The organism is Paenibacillus hexagrammi (assembly GCF_021513275.1).
In the GTDB taxonomy this organism is placed as follows: domain Bacteria; phylum Bacillota; class Bacilli; order Paenibacillales; family NBRC-103111; genus Paenibacillus_E; species Paenibacillus_E hexagrammi.
On the sequence record NZ_CP090978.1, the window covers coordinates 2,667,866 to 2,691,645 of the forward strand.

The window sequence follows — 23,780 nt, forward strand, 5'->3', positions numbered from 1 at the left end:
GGCGATACGTCTTAAACAGGAGGATGATCCACGTACGCTGGAAAAATCAGACTGACCTTGGTCCCGTGCCCCAACTCGCTCTGAATGCGCAGTCCATAGCCGGCACCGAAGCGAATCTGGATACGGTCATGCACATTTTTCAGCCCATAACCGGCGGTCTGCAGAAGCAGTACTTGATCGACTAACTCCGGGCTCATTCCCGGACCATTGTCTTCTACAAAGAATTCCAAATCATCGCCGCTCAGGTACCCGCGCAGCAAGATCCGTCCTCTGCGCTCTCCCTTGCGCAGCTGGTCAATGCCATGCTCCAAGGCATTCTCAAGAATCGGTTGAAAGACCAGATTAATAATATCGAATCGGAGGAGCTCCTCCTCAACTTCACAGATGAAGTCGAAGCTATAGTTATGCATGATGCTCTGGATTTGCATGTAATCCTTGGCGTTCTCCAGTTCATTTCTGACCGGAATGAAGCTCCTCCCTTTATTCAAGACGGTTCGGTAAAACCGGGATACCGTATTCGTGATCCGGCTAATCTCCATCGCATCGATCTCGAGCGCCTTCCAATTAATGATCGACAGGGTGTTATACAGGAAGTGCGGGTTGATCTGGGTCTGCAGCGCCTTTAACTCCGCTTCCCTCTGTGTAATCTTGCTCTGGTACACCTCTTCGATCAATGTATTAATATTCGTGAGCATTTGGCCAAAGCGGTTTGTCAGCTGTCCAATCTCATCCTTGGAGCTGCTCGACACATCGATTTTCAAATTCCCATTCTCTACAATCATCATCTTCTTGTTCAATCTAATAATCCGCTTCACGAACGTATTGGAAAACATCCAAATAATAAGCAGCAGGACCGCTAAGCAAATCACTGTGATCAGCATCGTCGCGCTGACGATACTCTTGGCGTTTACCGATATTCCATTCTTCGGGGTCACAAACACGAGCTTCCAACCGGGCTCCTGAATGTCTTCTGTGATGTACAGATAATCCGTACGGTTGCTTGTCAGAGTACCGATTCTAGGACTGTCGTTCATGGACCGGAAGAAATCAGAGGACAGTTCATTCGCCATGCCGATCTGCTTGGACATCAGTTTGTTCCCTTCGCGGTCCAACAAATATACACTGTACGCGTCCTTCGTAATCTCACTTAGATCCTGGAACACGCTGTCCGCGTCTATGCTGAGAAAGAGCACTGCCGGCTGCTCGGACAAGATCGCTCCCTCGTCGCTGGTAAAGGGACGTGTAGCGAACAGCTTCCCGTTTTTCATATGCCACAGCGTCTGTCCCTGCTCGGTATCTGCTTGCCGGCTAGCCCACTGCAAATCACTTGCTAGCGATAATGGCAGGATGTACTCGCCCCTCAAGATCGACTGGTTATCGGTAAACACTGATATTTGCAAAATATCTTGATTCAAATCGAGAATATTACTGAAAAACGGATCTACATAATCCCGATAAAGCTCGGGGAAATTGCCGGTATTGCTAATAAATATCCGCTTAAACACCACATTTTGTGTTATTGAATTAATGATGGCTTCATGCTGCTTCGCCCGGTAATTGATCGTATCGGCAATTTGTCCGATCGTCACATCGAGATTTTGTTTGGCCTGCTGCAGTAAAAAATTACTCGCTTGATGGTAAGAGAATATTCCCAGTACGAGGACGGGGATGATGGAAACGACCGTATACGAAATGAACAGCTTCTGCTTAAACCGAAGGTTTTGAAAGTAGGCCAGGTATCGTTTCATATTAGCCTGTCGTCTCCCGATATTTCGCGGGGCTGCAGCCGTGATAGTTTTTAAACGTTTTGCAGAAATAGGAGTTATTGATAAAACCGACCTGCTGACTGATATCCGCGACGGTAAGGTTCGTAGTACGCAGCAGCTCCTGCGCCTTCTGCATCCGTACCAGCGTAATGTATTTCACAATGGTTTGACCGACTTCCTTATGGAACAAGTAGCTCAGATACGTTTGAGTCAGGAATACGCGGTCAGCAATCCATTTTAAGCTGATATCCGTCATGTAATGATCCTCGATCAGCTTGAGTATATCCTTGATGACTTTCTTCCCCTGCTCTGGATTCACGCTCTCCGGCTCGCTGCCAAGCAAGCTCATGATCTTGTGAATTTCATTCTTTAATGCCATTAATGATTTACATGCAAAAATATCCTCAACGACAGATTTGAACGCTTGGTTATCGTGCTTCTCCGCCTTTTCCCATATTTTCTTGGCGAGCTCGATGCACATGTATTTGATATAAATCGCGGAATGCTGACCGCTGCCGTCTATCGTCTTAAAGAACAGCTCTACACCTCTCTGGAAGCCAAAGCTGTCTTTCATGTCCAGATGCCAATAGATCGTTTCCATCAGCTTGGGGATCGTGTCCGACAGTTCCTCTTTCCCCTGACTTTCATCTGTATATATCACGGTGCTCTCTTGATAGAAAAATTTGTACTCCAGCACTTGTTCCATCACTCTGTATTCACGGGCTGTTTCATTTCCATCATGGACCAGCTGCCCCACAACCACAGTGACTGTGCCTTCAAACATGTCACTTATTCGCTCCTTGAGCTTAGCTCCGATCGACTCCAGTTTGTCCACGCCTAGCCCGCGGTCATGCAGGAAAAAGAACAGACTCTGATGCTCGTTCAAATTGACATACTCGAATGGTGTATGGACAATCGCTTTGACCCGGGCAGGCAGCTCGTCATATTCGGCATCAAATACAGGCCGGTCATAGTCAATCAGCACCATTTGAACCGTTTGGCAGTCGAAATCAATCCCGGACCATCCAAGCTTCTCGGGCAGCCACGCCTCCCTCCGGCTCGGACTGTGAATCAGCTCCAGCAGCTGCTGCCCCTTCTCTTGCTCCTGGTCTTTCTCGCACAGCTCAATGACGCGTGAGAATTCGCGGGTAAAATCGTCGACATCGATCGGCTTCAGCAAATACGAAAAAATATGATAGTGAATGGCCCGCTGTGCATATTCGAATTCCCCATAAGCGCTGAAAATCATCATTTTCAGGTCAGGAAACTGCGCTCTCGCTCTTTTACACAATTCAAGCCCATCCATAAAGGGCATTCTGATATCGGTAAATAAAATATCGACGGGATGAGCCTGCAAGATGTCCAGCGCTTCTTCGCCGTTCTCTGCTTCCAACACGTTCAAAGGCAGCTTGAATTTATGAATTAATCGCTTGATCCCTTCCCGTTCGATGTGCTCATCATCAACAATCAGAATTTGAAACAAGAGCTTCCTCCATTTCCAAGCAGGCCATCACGAAGGGAGCAAATCCTTTAGGATCGTCCCTGCGGACCGGCTCGCTGATGTAGTAAGCGTAGGAGCCATCCCGGTAGGGTGAACCGCCAAGTCCAGCCACACTGCAGATGTGATTCAGATGAAGTGTCCCATCCGAATCTTGTTCCACACCATGCTCCAGCAGCCCTTGGAAGCCCTTATTGGCCGCTTGCAAAAAGGAACCGTTCAAATATCCTTTCCTAGCGCCTTTGGCTAACGCATACACAATCATGGAAGAACCGGACGCTTCCAGATAATTGCCTTCCCGCGCTCCTTGATCCAATACCTGATACCATAAACCGGATGTCGGGTCTTGGTAGCGAACAAGCGCTTCTGAGAGCCTGTAAAAGAGTCCGATGATCAATCCGCGCTTCGGATGATCGACGGGCAGGAAATCCAGTACATCGACGACAGCCATCATATACCAGCCAACGGCGCGTCCCCAGAAATGCGGTGAACAGCCTGTATCCATATCCGCCCAGCGCTGCTCCTTGCTCTCATCCCAGCCATGATAAAGCAGCCCTGTTTTCGGATCTCTCGCATGCTTCTCCATAAGCAAAATCTCGTGAGCCACGTCGTCAAACCACTCTGGGGCACCGAATGTATACGCATACTGCGCGAGCAGCGGCGAGGTCATATAGACGCCATCCAGCCACATCTGATACGGATATATTTTCTTGTGCCACAGCCCGCCTCCCGATGTTCGAGGATGACTCTTCATCTGAGTAATAAGCAGCTCCAGCGCCTGTCGATACCGCTGATCATTCGTCTGAGCCAGGAGCAGGAACAGAGTTTTCCCTTGATTGATTTGATCTACGTTATATTCTTCCAGTTGATACGTTTCAATATTGCCGTCAGGACGGATAAATAGATCCATGTTCATCTTGATGTAATCGAAATAGCGCTGATCTCCGGTCTTCCGCCACATTCGTTCAAATGCGGTAAGAATACAACCGTTTTCATAGTTCCAGCTTCTTCTGCGCTGAAATGGCATATCGGATACAATAGGATACTGCTGCATAAATGACTCGCTCATGATGCTCGACCAATTCTCAGACATCCTGCACGCCTCCTTGTACTTGCAATAGCTAGTTTTCTCTCCATCTTATCAAATAACGGGCTGGATGGAAATTTAACAATTTTTCGTTTCATGCGATTTTTTTATGGTATGCAGGCTTCATCTTTAGGTTTATCTCGGTCTGATCGTAGGCAGCTTAGAAAGTTTAACTTGACATCTTGAAGAGGTTTCATATAGAAATACAGATATATCCAAGCAGGACAAATATTCGCGTGAAGCGAGAATAGGTGATTCCCGAGTGAAAGCAAACCGAATGGAAGCATTCAGTGATGGCGTGCTTGCCATCATTATTACAATCATGGTGCTGGAATTCAAAGTACCGGAAGAACACAACTGGCATGCGTTAATCGAACTAGGCCCCAAAATACTAAGCTATATCTTCAGCTTCGTATACGTCGGCATCTATTGGAACAATCATCACCATCTGCTGCATATGATTCGATCGATGAACGGCCGGCTGATGTGGCTGAATTTAATTTTACTCTTTTGGCTTTCTCTCGTACCATTCACGACAGCTTGGATGGGAGAAAGCAACTTCGCACCCGCACCTACAGCACTATACGGTATCATTCTTCTTCTAGCCGCTACCTCCTACTGGCTGCTCCAGCTTTCGATTTTGAGACAGCACCCTGATGATTCCACCTTCTATAGGCTGATGAGTAAAGACTTAAAAGCGAAGATGTCTCCTATACTCTACTTGATCGCCATAGGTAGCGCTTATGTAAGTCCTTGGCTATCTGGATTCTTTTTCGTACTCGTTGCAGCCATTTGGGTCATGCCTGAGAAAAGGATTGAGGATCTTGTAAGAAATTAGTGAAAAAGCTTTCTATAGCCACCCACTTGGGCGATTATAGGAAGCTTATTTTTTACTTCGTCTATCCTTTTTGTTAAAATTTGTCTGGAAATTGCTTGACAATGCCTTCGGTCAAGATGTCCGCTAAATGAATCATATGGATCTCATTTTTGTCAGTAGCTGCTATATCTGCTTTCCAATCCCCTTTCAGACAATCAAGGACGATTTCCGTAATCAGCTGAAGGTGCGTATACAGCATATCCTGCAGCTCCTTAAACTGCCAATTCGGATTAGCTAGGCTTAAAAATTTCGCAATATCGTCGGCATTTCGATGCCAGTCGGCCTCCAGCTTCTTCACATCCGCCTGTTTGCCCGCCTTAGCGGCTGCAACAATTTTTGCAGCAATCTGAATATGCTCCCTCAGAAGATCAGCCAGCTTGTTACCGGCAGCTTCCCCGTAATAAGGCTTGATGACATTGCCAATGTCCTGCTGATTCTGCATTAACCGATCTAATACGTCCTTCTGATCGGGCCGGTTGGATATTGCGCTCACAATATAGCTTCTCGTCCATATCGTATGATCGATCCAAACCTTTTGCATATCGCTTTTCAACTTCACCATTTGGGGACTTAGGCAATCCGAATCCTGCTTATCGACCGCCTTGGCTTGCACGGATGTTACGGACGGACTCATACTGCAAGCAAGAACCAGGGTTATTAACAGCGCCACCAACCTTGAACTTTTCAACTTCCATCTGCTCCTCTGTATTTGATATTGATCAGCCTGTCTTATTATGGTAAGGTGCACCAATTTTATACGAAAATCCAAGGAGTTCGATGGCATTTCCAACCGGGTTATGTATGTTCCGAAATTCGCAGTTATTATCGCTACATAGAAAAACACCCAAATGATTTCAAAAGCACTGAAATCATTCAGGTGTTTCGTTTCATTTATTCGGACTCAAGAATTTTGCGGGCAACTGCCGCCAAGTCGGCAATATCGATCTTGCCGTCTTCAACGATATCTGCTTTCTTGACTGTCGACCAATCTGGATCGGTTGATGTTTTGCCGTAGTAGGAAGCAACTAGCGCCAGGTCACCGATAGAATAAGTATGGTCTCCATTCACGTCGCCAGGGGCTTGCTGAATGACGGAAGCTACAAATGCTTGCAAAGCAGCGTTTAAGTTGGTTACCGCAGCAGCTACTTGTGAATCATCAGCACGCGCATCATTCGCCACAACCCGCGCTTGATCAATCGCTGATTGCAAATTAGCCTTCGCTCCCGCAGGGTACTGACCTGCTTGATTCCCTTCGACAGCTGCGTCATGTTTATCTTGAGCTTCGATAATCAAGGCGTTTAGCGCCGTTTTATCTACTTGAGTAACGATTACGCTGCAAGATCCGCCTTGCAGGGTCGATTCCACACCATCTCCATTCGCAGCCACGATGCCTGAGAGTCGCACTACAGCTGACGATGGTGCTTTGGCTCTCAAGTAATCTTGAACAAATCTCCATTAGTCTGCACGTCATCTCCTACGCTGGCCGCTATGATTCTGATGCTTCCCGGCGTCAGAGACGGATCGGATACCGCTGCAATTTTCCAACCCTCTTGTAATGATTCTGCAGCGACAAATTCGACTTGCTCAGGGTCGTAAGCCATCGTAATATCCTGCGCATACAGTCGTTCTGCAGCGTTGTTTACCGTATACGTGACATCAAAGGATTGACCGCTCGATACCGATGCCGGTGCCGATAACATACCGCTAGGTAACGGTGCTTCTTCTTTGAGAACTGTTACAGTGAACTCCTTCGTATCTTGAATGCTTCCTTGGGATATCGTTGCTGTCAGAATCACCGTTTTATTGCCTGCCTCAAACAGCGGGCGATGAACGGCGCCGCTATCTTCGATGACAGCAGGATCATTGGACGCCCAGGTAATCGTGCTGCCATTGTTTCCTGAAGTGGGAAGCTCCAGATTAGCTGTAATTGCGCTTGTATCTCCAAGTGTCAGCGCAGCAGTATCCCGAGCTACGGCATCCGCATGATCCTCTTCCTTCAGTTGAAGTACTTCCCATGCTGTTAAGGCTTTGTTGTAAATGCGGAAGTCATCCACTTCCCCAGGGAAGTAAGGGTCATTATAGAAGGATTTGCCCACATAACCGGAGTAATCCTTGGTTGCATCATAGAGATCGGATGGCTTCAGCGTCAGATTCGTATTCTTGAGTACTTCCACGCCATCCACGTACATGGTTGCCGTGTGGTGCTCCGAATCATATACAACCGTAAGCAGCTTCCATACATTGGCATCCATTTGTGCGCCGGTTAGCAGTCCTTGCTCAGCCGGGTAGCTTGATACGGTAATCGCTGAATACAGTCTGCTCGAGCTGTTTCTTGGAGTCGCAAAAATATACTTATTGGAATCTACACCAAGCGCATAAATCCATTGATTATTCGTCGTGCCGCCATTCCATTTCACATAAGTGGAAATCGTGATGTTATTCATGTCTTTGAGGAGGCCATTCGGTATCTTGACATAAGGCGATGTCGTCGAGCCAGCGGCTCCGCCGGCCATCTTGAACGACCCTCCATGAACACCGCTTCCAAAAGCAGGTGTTCTGATATAGGTGCCGTCATTGCCATGACCGGAAGCATCCGCTGCTGTCGTACCGCTGGTTTCGTCAAATTTGTACCAGAGCAGCAGATTGTCACCGGAGACGGAAGCCGGCACCGTGACATGAACCGTATACGTCTTGCCTCCATAAGCTACGGTTATATCCGCACTGCCCTGTGACTTGGCTTTAATCAAGCCGGTTTGCGTAACATCGGCCACCTGCGGCGCTGAAGAAGTGAATGTCGCAGAAGCCGTTACATTGGAGCTTGTGCCGTCACCGTTGGATTTCTTCAAAACGATCACCTTGGAGGCATTCGCCTCAATCGTCATTTCCTCTTCCGCCAAGTATACGGCTCCCGCTGGGCCGGCAACCTGCACCGTGGCTTCAACTGCAGATCCAGGCAAATGTCCGTCCGGCACTGGAACACCTAAGTACGGAGTGCCATCATCGTGCCAATACACATTCTGGACACGAGCCCATCTGGAAGCATCATACAGTGGGTTATAACCGCTTACACCGGAATATCTTTCATTCTCACGAGCATGATAGACAAATACATCTTGTGTACCGTCTTCACTTACGGTAAAGGTGCCGTGACCTGGCCCGAATTGACCGTTTTGCGGCGCTGTCGCCATAATCGGGTACGGTGTCTTGATCCATGAAGCAGGATCCAGCAGATTCGTATCCGGAGAATCAACGGCTGTCAACAAACCGACCGCGTAGGTGGAATCCGTAGAACCCGCGGAGTAGGCTACAAAAATTTTCCCGTTCTTCTTAATGACGGCAGGGCCTTCATTGACATTATCCCTGCGCTGCTCCCACGTGTACTCCGGAGTGGCGATGTTGACTTGTTCACTTCCGAGTGTCGTCGGACTTGTCATTTTGGCAATGCGCAGGCTCGAATTTACAGATTGTGAACCGTTAGCAAACGCATAAATCATGTACAGCTCACCGTTGTGCTCAAACGTTGTGGCGTCAAGGTCGAAGGCTTCGTCATTCATGCTAACTTTGCCGAGCTCATTCCATGCTCCTGTCATCGGATCTTGCGCCGAGCACTCGAGCACGTATACACGAAGATCGAAGTTGGACGTCGTAGTTCCCGCTGCGAAATAAATGTACCACTTGCCTTGATAGTAATGCAGCTCAGGCGCCCAAATATGGTAAGACATCGCACCGGAGGAATGCTTGGTCCAAATGATTTTTTCTTCTGCAGTCGCAAGTCCTTGAATAGTTGCGGCTCTGCGCAGAGCGATCTTATCGTATTGATAGGAAGCTGTTAAATTATGCGAAGCATCCATATAGGAGCTGGTGTAGTAGTAATACCCATCTGCTCCTTTATAAATATTAGGATCGGCGCCGTTCTTAATTAACGGATTCATGTAATCCGGCATGCCGCTCAGTGTACCCTGAACCTTAAAGCTTCCTTCCTTGACATATTGGCTGGGATCAACCGATTCCCAACTTACCGATTTAGAAGCAGAGGACCCATCGCTATAGATGACTTCCCCCGTCTCAGGCAGTTCGGGAGCCTCACCCATCTGAGTTTGGAGCTTGATAGACTTGGAGCCTACTGGCATTTTGGGAGTTCCTAATCTCGCTGTAACCTTGGCCAACTCCTCGGGAGTTACGCTCACCATGCTTCCAAAGATCGACTTCTCAGGCGCATAGGTCAAATCAGGCTTAGCAGCCGGATAATCCATGCCCGAGTATGCTGAAGGCGCAGAGACCGTAACGAAATCCGTTGTCGTGTTAGCGTAATTTTGTGTGCCGTTGGTCCAATATATGATGTAGTTTTTGGAGGTGGAATCATACTTAACCTGAGGGGTTTTGGCAACTGCCCCTGTACTGTTCATCTGGATACTGCGCTCATTTGTGTAGTGGATGAAATCCGTAGTATCCCATGCGAAAATGCTGGAGCTAGTAGCTGAACCAGCGCTATTGGTACTAGTAGCCAAAAGCACAAAGGTTCCGTCTTGCTTGCGGAATAAATACGGATCCTCCATTTGCAGGCCGTTTGCGGGGTTGGCCTTATATCCCGGATTTTTTTTGAAAAGTATGCCGTTATTGTCATTCAAAGCAGTCCAGTGGGTTTGATCATAGCTGTAGGCAAGATGCAGACTGTCATCCATGTACGACATGCTCGTTCCGGATGTCCCTTTCGTATGATAAGACATCACGTAAGCCGTTTGTTCTTCCGCTGATGCTGATACTGGCGCTGCGCCCGTCCCGCTAAATAAGCTAACCAGAATCGTGCAAACGGCGAAAATGGCTACTCCCTTTTTCCTGCTCATAGACATACCCTCCATTTATGAATGAATGACGTAATTCGCTTTCCACCCCTTTAGATTCATTTGCAACCGGTTTCATTATGGCAGCTAAAGAAATTCTATCCATGATCAGTCTCTATCTCAATAGAATTATTTTTTGTAAAACTAGAATTATTTTGGACGATCCATACGGTTTGAGCCTTCGGTTTTCCTACATTTCTATTTTGTACAATTCCTTACAAATCAGGCATTAAAACGTTTCAACATATGAAGAAAAGAGACCTTTTTTATAGGGGGTCTCTATCCCTAATGGTGTAGCCTTCTCCAAGCTCAATTTCCGTGAAGCCTGCCATTTGTCTTGCCTGAAATCCGAATGGTGTTTGGCGGCCGATAAGAATAATATTTTGTATATGACCTCTGTGTCCTGAAGGAAGCAGGAATGCTTTCACATAAGTAAATATCCCGTTTAACGTCGTGTGAATCGCATTGATGAGCGGATCATGCTCCCCTTTTCCGAAGAGGTTCATCATGAGCATGCCGGAAGCATCGAGTTTTTCTCTGCACATCATAAAAAATTCGTGAGAAATCAAATGAACAGGTGTGCCCTTCTCACTAAAAGCATCCAGAATCAAGCAATCATAAGCCTGCTGCGGTTCACTGCCAAGAAGAATTCGACCATCACCTATGCAAACAGGATCGCCGCGGTATCCAAAAAATTTCTTGCTTAGCTCCACCACTTCGTGATCCAGCTCGGCTACTTTACAGCGCTTGTCTGAAAAATAACTGGTAAGTGTGCCAATGCCGTGCCCGATTATGAATACTTGTTCAAAGCGAGGCTGATTATACTCAAGCAGATGAATCATAGCCCGAGGATATTCAAAAAGGATACGCTCCGGATCATTCATATCCAGGGCACCTTGCATGGCGTTATCTGAGAACTCCAGCAACCGGAAACGCCCCTTTTCGCCGTAGAACTGCGTAGTTTCATAAACGAATAGTTCGTGATGAGGGCTGGATGATTGGTAAAGCAGCTCCATGTGATCGATTCCTTTCCAAACGAAAAGCCCGGGTAGGGCAAGCTGAACTCAAGTAGTATGATAGAGATGAATTAAATCCTTTAACGCCGCTGCCGCAGCTCCCCTTGGACTTGAAGATCCTCCTACGGCTCCCACGTCCCCCATCGTATCAGTCCTAAACACAATTCCCTTGTTGGTTCCGTCAACACTGGATAGCAGGTGGTCGCTGCCGATCATGCTAGGCCCAACCTCCACTCGAACCGTTCCATCTTGCTTGTACGCGCGGGCTAGCAGTTTCATTTTCTTACCTTGGGCACTTGCTTCTATGATGTCTTCTGAAGATACGCCTACAATCCCCGTCACGGTCACATCAGACAATGAAAGTCTTGAACCTAGAAGACTATTTGCTAGCAGGAGGATTTTGCAGGCGCTGTCTATACCTTCCACATCCAAGCGTGGATTGGCCTCCGCGATGCCCTGGTGCTGTGCAGCCTTTAATGCTTCCTCAAATGAGACTTGCTCTCGCTGCATGCTGCTTAAAATGTAGTTGCTCGTACCATTCAAGATCCCTTCAATCGATACGATTTCAGAGCCAGCCAGACTGATTTGGCCGATGTCAAGCGTTGGCAGTGCCGCAGCCGTTGCCCCGCTGAATTTTAGTTTTACCTGGTTAGCGTCCGCAGCAGTGAAGATGGTGTCGTAATGCCGCACCAGGGCTCCTTTTGATATGGCTACAATGTCCATCTGATGATGGATGGCTTTCATGATATAGCCAAATCCGGGTTCGCCGCTATCCGTGTCTGTTGGCGTCGCTTCAATCAGCGCATCTGCCTGATCAAAGGTGGACATGAGAGGTAGACCCGAATTCTTGGAGAAGGTCTCCAGAGAATCGGAGCCGGGCTCGGCATCACCTAAGATTTTCAGGTCCAAGCCGTCTTCGCTTGTTATAAAGCCTCCCCTTCCCCCTACCGCAACAAGCCTGAAATCAAGCTCATACGCACGCCGAAGGAACCGATGCTTTTCTTGAAGTAGTCTTACAAATTCTCGGCCTACAACACCGAATCCAGTCAGTACGAGGTTTACGCGCATAGTTTGCCTCCTGCAAATTCATGATGATACTTAATTTACCATCGACAAGCACATGATAGTAGAGCTTCAATATTCTTGTTAAAGAGGTGACATAAGAAATGACGCTGCCGCATAACTCTACCCGCCAGACGTTAGCTAAACCTTCGTGCGGTATACGACTGGTCGAAAATGATGGTATACTTTAGTCACTACAAGAATTAGAGGTGATACCTGTTGACTTACAATTTCGACCAACGCATCGATCGGCGTCATACCCGATCCTATAAATGGGACCAGAATGAGCAACTCTTCGGAGATCCTGACGTACTCTCGTTGTGGGTTGCGGATATGGATTTTCTTTGTCCTCCGGCTGTACAAGCCGTTCTGGAGAAGCGTGCATCACTTGGTATTTACGGTTATGCGATCCGCACGGACAGCTATTTTCAAGCGATCACGGACTGGTTCAAGCGCCGTCATGACTGGATAATCGATCCGAAATGGATCACCGATTCCCCTAGTATTGTCACAACGCTTAGCCTAGCAGTTGAGCTGTTCAGCGAGCCTGGCAGCCAGGTTGTCTTGCAATCGCCGGTGTACTATCCATTCTATGACGTTATTCAAAGTAACGGGCGTAAGGTGGCCAAGAACCCGCTCGTCATCCGCAATGGCCGCTTCGAAATGGATTACGAGCATCTGGAAGAGCTGTTCAAAAGCGGCGCCAAGCTGCTGCTGCTTTGCAGCCCGCACAACCCAGGAGGCCGGGTTTGGGAACGGGAAGAGCTTGTAAGACTTGGTGAGCTGTGCCTGCAATACGGAGTGACCGTCGTTTCCGACGAAATTCACTGCGACCTCACCTTGTCCGGTCACAAGCATATACCGTTCGCTACTTTATCGCCAGAGCTGGCCGATATTACATTAACGTGCTTAGCTGCAACTAAAACATTCAATTTGCCGGGATTACATACATCATTCGCAGTGGCCTCCAACCCGTCCATAAAGAGAAAACTGGATCATCGCATTAAAACACTTAGTCTGCATATGGCCCAGCACTTCGCCCAGGACGCAGTCGAAGCGGCTTACAACGAAGGTGAAGCCTGGTTGGACGAAATGCTCGCTTATATCGAGGGAAACTTGCAATATACGCTCGATTATCTCACGCAGCATCTGCCTGAAATTAAACCACTGCAGCCTGAAGGCACCTACCTTCTCTGGCTTGACTGCCGTGACCTGAACTTGGATGTTGCAGGATTAAAGGATCTCATGTTCAAGCAAGCGAAGGTTGCGTTCAGCGAAGGCTCCGTATTCGGCTCCGAAGGAGAAGGCTGGCTGCGCATTAACCTGGCTTGTCCGCGATCGATTGTGGAAGAGGCATTGGAGCGATTTGCTCAAGCCGTACGAAACCGGTAATTTTCTAACTTATATACAAAGCGGCAGTCCAGTTCATCAGTTCTGGACTGCCGCTTTTTCACATGCCACTCCTCAATTTCGCCTGTTACTCCGGCTGCTGCACCATTACGGGGCTTGGCTCCAGCTTACGGTTCCGGATAAACAGCGAGGTGATCAAAGCAACGATTGTACTGATACAGCCGAAAAGGAACAGCCCATGGAATCCTGCCATTCCCGGCGTACGGGTAAGGATGGCTCCCATAATTGTAACGCCTACCGCTGTTCCGATGTTGCGGCAGAACATCAAGAATGAGGTAGAAATCCCCCGTTGATGCGGCTCTGCGAGCTGTTGGACAGCGATAATCGCCACAGTCGATGTCAGGCCAAAGGCAAGGCCGACTACGGTGATGCATATCGTCGCGTAGCCGACACCTGATCCTGCATGGATCAATGTCAGCAATACACCAGCTAGAACAAGTAGAATGTTCCCTGCCAGGAGCAGCGGACGAAAGCCATAACGTATTACCCACTTCCCTGCCGGTACCGCAACGACCATCCAACCGGCTGCCAGACCGAGCAGCGGCAAGCCGCTCATGAATAAGCTAGCTCCGGCAAAATTTTGAAGAAATAACGGGATAAAACTTCCGATCCCAAATAGCGCGAGACATGCGACGAAGCCGTTAATGTTCACCCAACGGATCGTCTGGTCTCCTAGCATTTGTAGTGGCACGAGTGGAGAGTCCTGCTTCTTCTCAAAGAGATAGAAAAGAATCAGAAACACGATTCCTAGAGCTCCGCATACCACTTGATTCTTCTCAATGACGGTCACAAGCAGAAGTAAGCTAACCCCTATCGTAAATAAAACGGCTCCGATATAATCCACCTTCGCTGGCTTCGCCTGGTATACTTCTTTATAAGGAAGCAGCATCAGGAATGCTAGCAAACAAATCGGGAGATTCACATAAAAGATCCAGCGCCAGCTCAAATACTCAACAAAAAAAGCGCCAAGCATGGGAGCCAACACCGCTGAGATCCCCCACATTGAGGTGAACAACGCCTGGATTTTCCCCCTGTTTTCTACCGAGAACAAATCTCCTGCAATGATCATCGGAAAAGGCATCATAACACCGGCGCCGATCCCTTGAACAGCCCGGAAGATAACCAGCTGCACCATGGATTGAGATAATCCGCAGAGGAGCGAACCGATAAGAAAAAGCAGAATGCCACATGCGAATACCTTTTTGCGGCCAAACAAATCAGAAACCCGCCCTGCTACAGGCGCGAGCACGGTGTTGAAAATCATATATGCTGCAAACGACCAGGCGTATAGATCGAATCGCCCTAATTCCTGCGCAACGATCGGCATCGTCGTATTCATGATGGTAGAATCCATAGATGCCACCAGCATGGCCAGAACAATACTAATTAAAACGAAAGTCCGGCTCTTCATATCCTCCACCCTCCGGTCTGCTCTTTATAAACTTGCTGCTTACGAGAAAATAGATCGATTTCTTCGGTCATACCAGTTCCTCTTTCCCTTCCTATAGATAGCAAAATCCTAGGCGTCAATCATATCAATTTCTCAAAGCATTTCGCAAGAAGCAATCACCAAAAGCTGTCCAAATCGAACATTAACCATTTACGTAAATTTATGTTACAATATACTGCGATATTGATGATGAAGGGTTGATATGAAATGGAAGAGATTATGTTAAAAGAGGATTTTGAATTGGAGTATGCAAAGACGAAAGGTACGATCGTTGAACCGAGACAAAGAGGCGTTCGAATTTATCCTGCCGGGAAGATCACAGCCTACTCGGACATTTTTGTGGCGATTGAAGGAAAAAATTGCTGCGTAACGTAAACGACTTTATTGTTATTGAATAACAGACGATTAAGAGGGTGTTCCATCAGTCATCGTAGATGACCGGGAAACACCCTCTTTTCCATTCGTCAAAGCGGTTATTTTCGAAAATGAACCTTCACCAAATCTGCTCGGGATACACCCAAGGCGATGAGCTGTTGGCCTATGGCGGTCTTGTTTTCAATCGCTCTTATAAGTGCTTCCGCACTTTTATTCGGATATTGTCTGAAAGCAGACTTCAGGTTGCCCGCTTTCTTCTTACCAATCCCTTTGATATTGGCGAAATCCTTCGCCTTCATCACAGAAAGCTTAAGATGCTTTGTCGAGAATGTTTTCTTCTTGATTTTTTTGATCCTCTTCCTGCCTGTGGTAGGCGCATCCGGATAGGGCGGTACATTATCAATATAATAACTGTTTTTATAGGCAGATTGTTCCGTCCAGTCGGTAAATGGATTGTTGGTGTTTTTCGGCCTTTTGACCGGTTCAAGCGTAACGGTAAAGCCCTTTGGTATTTCTTTTTCCGCTGGGAAATTTTCGGTATTATTCGGAGCCGGGTCATCCACCACGATATTCTCCTTCACACCGAACTCATACCTCGTACCGTCTCCATGAGTCGAATCGTTAATCCTATAATCTTCAAGCCTAGCGGCGATTTGCCCCATTGTCCGGATCATCCCGTCGATTCTGCGATGCTTGCCGTTGGCGCTAGAAGATAAAATAATCATATTCGTATAGTCGCCATCCCCGCCCCATTCCTGATTCATCATATGTCCGCCGACATATCGGCCTTTAATTGCGCCGACATGTTGAATCCGCTGCGGAACGCCAGGCTGTGGAGGCGTGCCCCTTGCCCAATGGGAAGACGAACCGATCACCGCATCCATATCCTCCATACCGTCCCAAGTTGTAGCGTTGTAATTCAATACTTCGGACTTAATATGCCGTTGAATGCTGTTACCTGGCTGCCCCGTCGTAATATGAACACCGCTTGCAGCAGTATCCGCCGAAACTTGCCTCCGCACATACTGTTCAACTGCCTTGTTGCCGATCGTTCGCTGTAAACCCATCCATTGTGCGTGCGGTCTAGGCGAAACCGCTGGGGCCGCTGGGGAATCTGCGGATGTTTTGGCATACGTGCTCTGCGCGGAACCTTGGGTCTTCGATTCTTCGGATTGATTAACGAGCAAGGATTTTCTCTGCATTCCTTCTCACCTGCTTCAAATCAAAATAATTGGCATGACTTGGACATAATAGGAATTAGATGATTGTGCACCAGCTGCGTGTCATGCAGTTCATAACAGTCACTATTAGTTAGAATAAAGTAAATTCTTCCTTTTTTCTATACCTAATAGGGAGTATTTTCTGCTTGGCAATATTCGAAGATAAAGGCGGAATGATTCACCAAGCCATTTTATTTGAAATAAAAAAGCCAGCCCCTACATGAGACCCGCTACAAAAATGTGTGTATTTTGTCTAAACACTCATTGACAACTTCATCCGGAGCTTGTCCGACAATATCCACTCGCCTAGCTCGCCAATCAAGATTTTTGATCTGATCCGTTAAAATGACCCCGTTAAACACCAACCCATTGGGGAGCAATACTTCATACCCCCAACCTCGGACTGTATGAGTGATTGGGCAAACAGATACAAATCCCGTCGTTTCATTAAACGCTTTTGGTGAGAGCACGATTGCAGATCTTCTACCGGATTGTTCGTGACCTGCTTGGGGGTTAAAGTTTATCCATACTAGATCTCCTCGATCTGCACTCATCTAAAGTAATTCCTTCCCTTCTACACCGAAAGTCACTTCTTCGTGTCTATTTTCCATTTTGCATTGGGCCAACAATTCTTCCAATGTCGGCTTTTTCTTTTTGGGAATTACAATGAGCGAATGATCATCACCCACAATCAAGTCAACTTCCGAACCTTGGCTGATTGCAATCTTTTCGGCTATCTGGCTAGGAATACGAATTCCTAGACTGTTTCCCCATTTCTGTACGGTGGTCGACATGGAGAGCACCCCCTCTTTCCGTTTTCTTTCTCTCATTTTATCACACCTCCAACAACACGTATATACCAGTATATACAATAGAGTCAGAAATGATACCTTAGGCAAGGATGCGAAACCCCAACAGACTATTCGAACAGATGGCGTAATGTCAAAAGGACATCCACCTACGGATGTCCCTTTCCCTTGATTTCCTACTAGTCGAACCTTTGCATAGCTTCGAACAACCGCTTTAAGTTATTCTTTAAGTCGTTTTTTTCCTCCAGCGTCCAATCGGCTAAAGCTTCACGCATCATGCGCTCACGAGTGAGGCTAATCATGCCATTGATCTCCTCACCGCGTTTCGTCAATTCAGACACACGAATCCGGGAATCCGAACTTGATGGATATGTATGAACCAATCCGGCGGCCTCTAGCTTATCGATTTGCCGGCTAACGCTCGAATAGTTTTTCCCCATCTTGTCGGCCAACTCGCCCACACTAGTCGGTTGGAGATGCGCGATACCCACGAGGACCCGAAAGGCTGCTTCCTCCAAATTTACGCCGGCATTAGCGATCATTTTCTTATCCCGGTCCGACCGATTGATCAAGGCAAATAAATCAATTAACGCTTTAAAAATCTCATTTTCCATGTATGTTATTGACCACTACCACTGGCCGGGGCATCAGCGGGGCATTCCAGGCCTCCTTAATCTCTTCTAGAGCATACTCTTGAATGGCGATTGTTATCTTCCCCTCGGCAGCCATTTCAAAAACACCTTTTACCGCGGCTAGCAAATCAGCTCTAGATACACTCTTATCTCCACTGCCTACTAATTCAATTGTTGATGAACGTAAAACAGATGAAGGCAATGGAATGTCTTCTTGACCTGATGAAGTGCCAATGCTTACAAAGCGAGTTACACGACCCGTCTTTGTCTTTGCAAGTGCTGTCATGATGGCGAGTGCGCTATCGCCCCAGAGGTAATCCAATATCACATCTACACCTTCAGCAAAAACCGGCATTAAGGCATTTTCAAATCTATTTTGCCCTTTGTCCACTGTCATGTCAAACGCAATCACCTCATCGGCTTTAAGTTCTTGCAGCTTTGATTTGTTGCGTCCCGTTACTATGACCTTCTTGGCCCCGAGGCCCTTAGCAATCTCAACCGCTAAACTACCAGATGCACCAGTAGCGCCATTTATTAATACCGTTTGACCGGGTTTGAAGCCAGCTCGAAATACCAATGCAGCCCATGACGACATAGCTGGATTGGCGATAGCAGCAGCAGTGAGATCATCTACGCTATTTGGTAAACGTACAATCTGCTTCTCGTCAACAAGGGCTTGTTCAGCCAAACTTCCATACGGCGCAGTAGGAAGTGCAAAATAAACACGGGTCCCATCTTCCAAAGTTCCAACACCGTCTATACCCGCTACAATTGGAAATTGCACTTCAGATGAGTAATGCATACCCATGGAACGGAACTTGCTAACACGACTTAAAGCTGCTGCCGCAACGTTAATTAACACATGTCCGTCTTTTACAACAGGGGAATCAAAATGGCCCATGACGGGCGTTGTCCCCATTTCCTTTACGATAGCTGCTCTCATAATCATATATGCCCTTCTTTCATACGATAATATGTGCATATTGCACATATATCATCATACCATAAATTACGTGCAATTTGCACATATTATTTCAGTAGATAAGAAAGATTAAGTTTACTACTTTTGATTCGCATCTTCCTTGACAAACGCGCCCGTCCTTTAAGGATGACTATGTCGTTTATCCTTGGTGAATTTTATCGCCTTTGGCTCCAATGGATTCATTCGTGGAACGACAAGAGCCGTAGCTTCCCTTATAAAAGAATGGAAGCTACGGCTCTTGTTATCAGCTGGGGGGTGATTGGGTCGGCCATACAATGAGGTATAGACACCAAATTCAGCTCGTTTGAGTTGATGGCAGAAAACGTTATTGAGGCTGTAACGTGAAACTTGTCCGCATTTTGGGATCAAGCAAAGTCAGGTCCCTAAATTTTGAATGACTGGCACACAAGTCCCTTCCTTGTTCATTCCTCCAAAACCGTTGCCAAGGCTGCTGCCGCAACCTCCAGTACATGAGGTACCATCGTCTCTGATGTGCGGTTTTGCTGATCTCTGCTCCACTGCAAGGCGGCACCGAAGATGCCCCAGCTGGCAACGAGCGCTGTGGTTTCTACCTTGTCCGGCGCCCCCGTCGACTCCTCGTTTAACCATTCGCGCAGGAGGTGATAGAGCTCCTTCTGCATCGCGACTTCGAACAACGGCTCGAACCGACTGTTGCCGGGATGCACCATGTATTGGCGGAATCGCGCCAGCACATCAAATACGGTCTGGACTACGGCGCGTAAGCTCCCAATCCCTGTAATTCTCCCCTGGGGTAAGGCTTCCATCAAGAGAATCTGGAACTTCCGACTAATCCAGCACTCCAGAAAAACGTATTTATCATCAAAGTGAGCATAAAAGGTGGCACGATTAATATTAGCTCGAGTCGTTATATCCTGCACCGAAATTGAGTACACATTCTTCTGCTCTTCCACCAATTCCGTGAAAGCCTGCATGATGAACTGACGCGTCCGGCTAACGCGCGGATCATTTGGATTAACCGGCATGACCGAACTCCCTCCTAAGACAACAAATAAGCTGGAATGTTGCCTATGCAACATGAAAGGCTATTTATTGGTTGCTGAGACCGTAGGTTTAAAATAAACTTCCTCGTATAGTGTAGCATACGCAAATACCGATGCGTAAGCAGCACTGACGAACAATAGCACGGAAGGATGATTAAAGATGATTGTAATTACTGCCCCGACGAGTAAGATCGGGCGTCAAGTGCTTGAACGCGTGCTTGAGAGCGGTGAGGACATTCGCGTGATTGCACGCGATCCGCAGCGGATTCCTGAGGCGATTCGGGGGCGAGTGGAAGTCATTCAGGGCTCGCATGCTGACCGTGAAGTTGTCAACCGGGCTTTCGAGGGAGCCGATGCCGTTTTCTGGCTCGTGCCGGCTGACAAACAAGCGGAGAGCGTTTATGACGCCTACGTTCGATTCAGTATCCCGGCTGTCGACGCTGTCGTCCGTTACCGTATCGATCGAGTCGTGGCGATTTCCGCTCTTGGGCGCGGTCAGCAGCGCTATGCAGGTAACATCTCGGCATCGCTGGCCATGGAGGATCTGTTCAGAAGCACTGGCGTAAAATTCCGTGCATTAACGATGCCTGCCTTTATGGATAACATGCTAAGGCAGCTGCACTTTATGAAGCACGAGGGCTTGATTCGCTTCACGATACCAGGCAACATGAAGAACCCCACGGTAGCTACCTGTGATATTGCCGATACAGCCTCCCAGCTTCTCCTAGAGCGGAAGTGGAGCGGACAAGAGAGTCTGGCATTGCTTGGACAGGAAGACCTTTCTTACGAGGAAATGGCAGAGATTCTGAGCGATGTGCTAGGCACGCCGATCCGCTTTGAGCAGATGACGCTTGACAGCTACAAGCAATTATTTCTAGGTCTTGGTTACACGGAGGCCATGGCCCAGAGTATGGTGGATATGGACATTGCCGGAGCGGACGGGATCAACATCTCTCTCCAGCGTACACCGGAAAATACCACGCCTACTCAATTTCGCCATTGGGCGGCAACTGTTCTGAAGCCAGTCTTTGACGCAATGTGACTCTTGGATCTAAACAGTAGCAGTCGGGAGGTGATGAGAATACCCACGACTGCTACAAATTCTCAAATCCATATGAATCAGTAACTATGCTGCAACCAAGAAATTTCGGAAGTTCGGCGTAAACAATCAAAAAAGCAGGTATATTTAGAACATGGAATATACACTTGCACATTCTTTCGCGGTCGGTTCATAAAAGCAATGTTTCTTCCATCGTCCTACGAGCGGTTGATTATACCAAGTAGGCGGACATGGTCCCGGGTTTTCGTACGATCCTGGACGGAAATACCATAGCGAGAATTTAGCTGGCCAATTTCGCTCTCCATTCACTGCCCTTTGCGCCAGACGGCGTTCCCTCTCTCTTGATTTTTGATAGTACAAACCATGCTGTAACGCTTCGAACGCATGCGGTTGGTTGATCATTTGGGGAATGGTTCGAAGTCCTTTAAAATCGGAACAATTCGCTCTTATTCGGTTAATACCAACATTTCCAACAAGGAGCATGCCCATTTCGCCTTCGGCCTCAGCCTCAGCTCGAATCAACCTTGCTAACATATCAATATCCTGTTTCCTGGATTTAACGACTGCCATCTTCTCACCTCTTTAGATTCCTAGACTTATCTTATTTTAGGCGAAGTGGATGTGTTACTCTGGCTCTGTCAAAATTTATTAGAAAGCACAAACCAAGGAGCTTAGCTGAAAAGACCGCTTAGCTCCTTGGTTATTTTGCGTCTATTTACTCTTCACTTTGTTTGTCAAGTTTCGTATCAATCTGATTCACAAATATCGAAGGTGCCCCCAGCGGATTGTGGAAATCAAATTCCGTGGATAATGCATATTTGCTCGTGCCGGTAACACGGACCAGCATGGGCAGTGGAGCGTGACCTTCCAGCTTCCAAGTCGCTGAAATTTTGTAATTGCCGAGCGGAATGTTGTCCACTCCGTGTCCGCCGGTAGAGAGGACATCTGCATGTGTCGTGATCGTTTTTCCAGCACTTCCGTCAAACAACGGCCCAACTGGCGTAAGCGTCACTTCTAAATCGCTCATTTCGAATTGTGGTAAATCATCACTAAATGACCAGAAATCTGGATGTATTTCAATATGCCCTACTACATCTTTCAATGTAAAATTGCGAACCGCTCCAGAGCTTCCTGCAAACGGCTGGTCGACATCGGATTTTAGATAAAATCTCTGCTCGTTGCCATTATAATCACGTGTGAAATTGGTAGACATCACCCAGGTAGTGGGAAGGTTCGCCAGTTCGATTCGGTAATGTCCATTCTCGTCTGTCACGTCTTGAAGGTTGCTGTCCGAGAACAATTGGTTGTCCGCATTGATGATCACTCCAGGAATCGGATCGCCGTTCAGATTACGTAAATAGCCTTTGACAACAAAAGGCTCCACTTCTTCTACAGTTGGTTCAGGTGTTGGTGTCGGTGTTGGATCATCCTGCGGTGTTGGTGTTGGTTCCGTAGATGGCGTCGGTGCAGGATCTGAATCGGTGTCTGTGCTTCCTCCCGGGACAGCGTCCTCAATTGAAATCGACCATACATTACCGCTGCTGGAGAACGCTACGTGATAGCCACTGCTCTCCGAAACGAAGCGCAATGGCACCATCGTACGACCGTCGATGATTTGAGCTGGAACATCCAGAGCCGTATCGCTTCCATTGACATGGGCGTTCGTACTATTGATCGTAAGTTCAATGGTAAGACCGTCCTTCGTTCCGATTGCTTTTTGTACGGAGCCTTCTTCTACCCAATCCACAGTAAAGCCTAGTGTTTCAAACAACTGGCGGAACGGGACAAGTGTACGTCCGTCTTTTACGACAGGCTGTGCATCATCAAAATGTATGTCGTTCCCTTTAAAAGAAACATGAATGGCAATATCCTTGGACTCATCATCATAGGAGGACGCGGGGCTCGGAGCAGGATTTCCAGCAGGAGATGGTGTCGTGCTTGGGCTCGGAACCGGGCTCTCGGCAGGAGATGGTGTCGTACCAGGACTCGGAAGCGGGCTCTCGGCAGGTTTTGGAGTTGAGCTTGGCGCAGGAGTCGTAGATGGGGCCGTGGTTGAGGTAGACGTATCTTCCGAGATCATCGGACTTTTGTATGTTATCGGTTTGGAAGTAATCGTACCTTGTGGTGTCTCGATTTCCAACACATAGTACTGTGTTTCCTTGATCGTTCCATTGTCACTGGCGTACAAGTCGAAGGTAAGATCGCCCTCGAATTCCCCTACCGGGTCTTTAACGTCCTTGCGGAAGCCCGGATTGATGATGACACTTTCGTGCTTGGTTCCGCTACCCGTTGTTACGATTTTATCCTGTACGATCCCGAGCAGCCAGCCGGTTGTCACATGATTCGTACGCCACACTCCTTGATAATTATCCTTCCCGTATGCATCTGTTGAGCGTAAAACGACCGAATTTATTACAGTCTTCTGCGCAAGCTTCAGCTGCAGCTTAAAGTGTCCGTCCTTATTCCCCTCAGGGGTAAAATCAGCAGAACCGACAACATCCGTTGCCGTATCGAGCAAGCTGAATTCCTTCATTTGCACACCTTGTGGCGCTGTCTCGCCAAAAGCGCTGGCCATACTACCGAACGCTAAGCATCCGGTTAATAAAAGTGTAAGGACTGATGTTGGCTTGTTTACAATCTTTTGTACAGTTTTGAACTTTTTGATCACGGTAT

General features: G+C 47.6%; 21 protein-coding genes. 4 read left to right on the forward strand and 17 right to left on the reverse strand.

All coding sequences use genetic code 11. From position 1 onward, the window contains the following. Positions 1–11: 11 nt before the first annotated feature. From L0M14_RS11785 to L0M14_RS11795, 3 genes are read right to left on the reverse strand one after another with little or no spacing between them, the layout of a single operon-like run. On the reverse strand, positions 12–1,748 hold the full coding sequence (locus L0M14_RS11785; protein WP_235122263.1) for a sensor histidine kinase: 1,737 nt from the start codon (positions 1,746–1,748) through the stop codon (positions 12–14). A gap of 1 nt (position 1,749) precedes the next feature. After that, positions 1,750–3,249 (reverse strand): response regulator transcription factor, encoded by a 1,500-nt coding sequence (locus L0M14_RS11790; RefSeq protein WP_235122264.1) that lies wholly within the window; start codon positions 3,247–3,249, stop codon positions 1,750–1,752. Beyond that, the gene (locus L0M14_RS11795; protein WP_235122265.1) at positions 3,227–4,357 is read right to left on the reverse strand and encodes a glycoside hydrolase family 88/105 protein; all 1,131 of its coding nucleotides are present in this window, start codon (positions 4,355–4,357) and stop codon (positions 3,227–3,229) included. The genes L0M14_RS11790 and L0M14_RS11795 overlap by 23 nt, the downstream gene beginning before the upstream one ends. A 256-nt stretch (positions 4,358–4,613) precedes the next feature. Here L0M14_RS11795 and L0M14_RS11800 point away from each other — a divergent pair, with 256 nt between their 5' ends. Continuing rightward, positions 4,614–5,189 (forward strand): TMEM175 family protein, encoded by a 576-nt coding sequence (locus tag L0M14_RS11800; protein WP_235122266.1) that lies wholly within the window; start codon positions 4,614–4,616, stop codon positions 5,187–5,189. A gap of 73 nt (positions 5,190–5,262) precedes the next feature. On the opposite strand, the gene L0M14_RS11805 is transcribed toward L0M14_RS11800, so the two are convergent. The 5 genes from L0M14_RS11805 to L0M14_RS11825 form a co-directional block, all read right to left on the reverse strand. Beyond that, complete coding sequence (locus L0M14_RS11805; protein ID WP_405031066.1) at positions 5,263–5,862, reverse strand: glycosyltransferase; 600 nt, start codon at positions 5,860–5,862, stop codon at positions 5,263–5,265. 257 nt (positions 5,863–6,119) lie between these two features. Then, complete coding sequence (locus L0M14_RS11810; protein ID WP_235122268.1) at positions 6,120–6,662, reverse strand: dockerin type I domain-containing protein; 543 nt, start codon at positions 6,660–6,662, stop codon at positions 6,120–6,122. Continuing rightward, entirely contained in the window at positions 6,659–10,072 is a 3,414-nt protein-coding gene (locus L0M14_RS11815) for a family 43 glycosylhydrolase (RefSeq protein ID WP_235122269.1), read from the reverse strand. Before L0M14_RS11815 ends, L0M14_RS11810 begins: the two co-directional genes overlap by 4 nt. Positions 10,073–10,335: 263 nt before the next feature. Next, the gene (locus tag L0M14_RS11820) at positions 10,336–11,085 is read right to left on the reverse strand and encodes a spermidine synthase (protein ID WP_235122270.1); all 750 of its coding nucleotides are present in this window, start codon (positions 11,083–11,085) and stop codon (positions 10,336–10,338) included. Between the two features lie 48 nt (positions 11,086–11,133). Beyond that, positions 11,134–12,153: a homoserine dehydrogenase gene (locus L0M14_RS11825; protein ID WP_235122271.1), complete on the reverse strand. Its 1,020-nt coding sequence runs from the start codon at positions 12,151–12,153 to the stop codon at positions 11,134–11,136. Between the two features lie 213 nt (positions 12,154–12,366). Here L0M14_RS11825 and L0M14_RS11830 point away from each other — a divergent pair, with 213 nt between their 5' ends. After that, complete coding sequence (locus tag L0M14_RS11830; protein ID WP_235122272.1) at positions 12,367–13,539, forward strand: MalY/PatB family protein; 1,173 nt, start codon at positions 12,367–12,369, stop codon at positions 13,537–13,539. An 85-nt stretch (positions 13,540–13,624) separates the two neighbouring features. Here the strand turns inward: L0M14_RS11830 and L0M14_RS11835 are convergent, their stop codons facing one another. After that, entirely contained in the window at positions 13,625–14,968 is a 1,344-nt protein-coding gene (locus tag L0M14_RS11835; protein WP_235122273.1) for an MDR family MFS transporter, read from the reverse strand. 246 nt (positions 14,969–15,214) lie between these two features. Between L0M14_RS11835 and L0M14_RS11840 the strand changes: the two genes are divergently transcribed. Further along, complete coding sequence (locus L0M14_RS11840; protein ID WP_235122274.1) at positions 15,215–15,382, forward strand: hypothetical protein; 168 nt, start codon at positions 15,215–15,217, stop codon at positions 15,380–15,382. A gap of 98 nt (positions 15,383–15,480) precedes the next feature. Here L0M14_RS11840 and L0M14_RS11845 read toward each other — a convergent pair whose 3' ends face one another. From L0M14_RS11845 to L0M14_RS11870, 6 genes are all read right to left on the reverse strand, one after another. Further along, entirely contained in the window at positions 15,481–16,584 is a 1,104-nt protein-coding gene (locus L0M14_RS11845) for a hypothetical protein (RefSeq protein WP_235122275.1), read from the reverse strand. Between the two features lie 248 nt (positions 16,585–16,832). Further along, complete coding sequence (locus tag L0M14_RS11850; protein WP_235122276.1) at positions 16,833–17,156, reverse strand: type II toxin-antitoxin system PemK/MazF family toxin; 324 nt, start codon at positions 17,154–17,156, stop codon at positions 16,833–16,835. Further along, positions 17,157–17,432: an AbrB/MazE/SpoVT family DNA-binding domain-containing protein gene (locus L0M14_RS11855; RefSeq protein ID WP_235122277.1), complete on the reverse strand. Its 276-nt coding sequence runs from the start codon at positions 17,430–17,432 to the stop codon at positions 17,157–17,159. A 158-nt stretch (positions 17,433–17,590) separates the two neighbouring features. Next, positions 17,591–18,025, reverse strand: coding sequence for a MarR family winged helix-turn-helix transcriptional regulator (locus tag L0M14_RS11860; protein WP_235122278.1), 435 nt, complete (start codon positions 18,023–18,025; stop codon positions 17,591–17,593). Further along, entirely contained in the window at positions 18,015–18,992 is a 978-nt protein-coding gene (locus L0M14_RS11865) for a quinone oxidoreductase family protein (protein WP_235122279.1), read from the reverse strand. The genes L0M14_RS11860 and L0M14_RS11865 overlap by 11 nt, the downstream gene beginning before the upstream one ends. Positions 18,993–19,447: 455 nt before the next feature. Beyond that, entirely contained in the window at positions 19,448–20,029 is a 582-nt protein-coding gene (locus tag L0M14_RS11870; protein WP_235122280.1) for a TetR/AcrR family transcriptional regulator, read from the reverse strand. Positions 20,030–20,207: 178 nt separating this feature from the next. Here L0M14_RS11870 and L0M14_RS11875 point away from each other — a divergent pair, with 178 nt between their 5' ends. Next, on the forward strand, positions 20,208–21,089 hold the full coding sequence (locus L0M14_RS11875; protein WP_235122281.1) for an NmrA family NAD(P)-binding protein: 882 nt from the start codon (positions 20,208–20,210) through the stop codon (positions 21,087–21,089). 144 nt (positions 21,090–21,233) lie between these two features. Here L0M14_RS11875 and L0M14_RS11880 read toward each other — a convergent pair whose 3' ends face one another. Both L0M14_RS11880 and L0M14_RS11885 read right to left on the reverse strand, forming a co-directional pair. Next, positions 21,234–21,677, reverse strand: coding sequence for a cell wall hydrolase (locus L0M14_RS11880; protein WP_235122282.1), 444 nt, complete (start codon positions 21,675–21,677; stop codon positions 21,234–21,236). 145 nt (positions 21,678–21,822) lie between these two features. Then, positions 21,823–23,775, reverse strand: coding sequence for a copper amine oxidase N-terminal domain-containing protein (locus L0M14_RS11885; RefSeq protein ID WP_235122283.1), 1,953 nt, complete (start codon positions 23,773–23,775; stop codon positions 21,823–21,825). Between the last annotated feature and the right edge of the window lie 5 nt (positions 23,776–23,780).

Coding starts and splice junctions, on each gene's coding strand:
- L0M14_RS11785 (WP_235122263.1), bottom strand. CDS start 1,748: ATGAAACGATACCTGGCCTACTTTCAAAACCTTCGGTTTAAGCAGAAG.
- L0M14_RS11795 (WP_235122265.1), bottom strand. CDS start 4,357: ATGTCTGAGAATTGGTCGAGCATCATGAGCGAGTCATTTATGCAGCAG.
- L0M14_RS11805 (WP_405031066.1), bottom strand. CDS start 5,862: ATGAGTCCGTCCGTAACATCCGTGCAAGCCAAGGCGGTCGATAAGCAG.
- L0M14_RS11815 (WP_235122269.1), bottom strand. CDS start 10,072: ATGAGCAGGAAAAAGGGAGTAGCCATTTTCGCCGTTTGCACGATTCTG.
- L0M14_RS11820 (WP_235122270.1), bottom strand. CDS start 11,085: ATGGAGCTGCTTTACCAATCATCCAGCCCTCATCACGAACTATTCGTT.
- L0M14_RS11825 (WP_235122271.1), bottom strand. CDS start 12,153: ATGCGCGTAAACCTCGTACTGACTGGATTCGGTGTTGTAGGCCGAGAA.
- L0M14_RS11835 (WP_235122273.1), bottom strand. CDS start 14,968: ATGAAGAGCCGGACTTTCGTTTTAATTAGTATTGTTCTGGCCATGCTG.
- L0M14_RS11840 (WP_235122274.1), top strand. CDS start 15,215: ATGGAAGAGATTATGTTAAAAGAGGATTTTGAATTGGAGTATGCAAAG.
- L0M14_RS11845 (WP_235122275.1), bottom strand. CDS start 16,584: ATGCAGAGAAAATCCTTGCTCGTTAATCAATCCGAAGAATCGAAGACC.
- L0M14_RS11850 (WP_235122276.1), bottom strand. CDS start 17,156: ATGAGTGCAGATCGAGGAGATCTAGTATGGATAAACTTTAACCCCCAA.
- L0M14_RS11855 (WP_235122277.1), bottom strand. CDS start 17,432: ATGAGAGAAAGAAAACGGAAAGAGGGGGTGCTCTCCATGTCGACCACC.
- L0M14_RS11860 (WP_235122278.1), bottom strand. CDS start 18,025: ATGGAAAATGAGATTTTTAAAGCGTTAATTGATTTATTTGCCTTGATC.
- L0M14_RS11865 (WP_235122279.1), bottom strand. CDS start 18,992: ATGATTATGAGAGCAGCTATCGTAAAGGAAATGGGGACAACGCCCGTC.
- L0M14_RS11870 (WP_235122280.1), bottom strand. CDS start 20,029: ATGCCGGTTAATCCAAATGATCCGCGCGTTAGCCGGACGCGTCAGTTC.
- L0M14_RS11875 (WP_235122281.1), top strand. CDS start 20,208: ATGATTGTAATTACTGCCCCGACGAGTAAGATCGGGCGTCAAGTGCTT.
- L0M14_RS11880 (WP_235122282.1), bottom strand. CDS start 21,677: ATGGCAGTCGTTAAATCCAGGAAACAGGATATTGATATGTTAGCAAGG.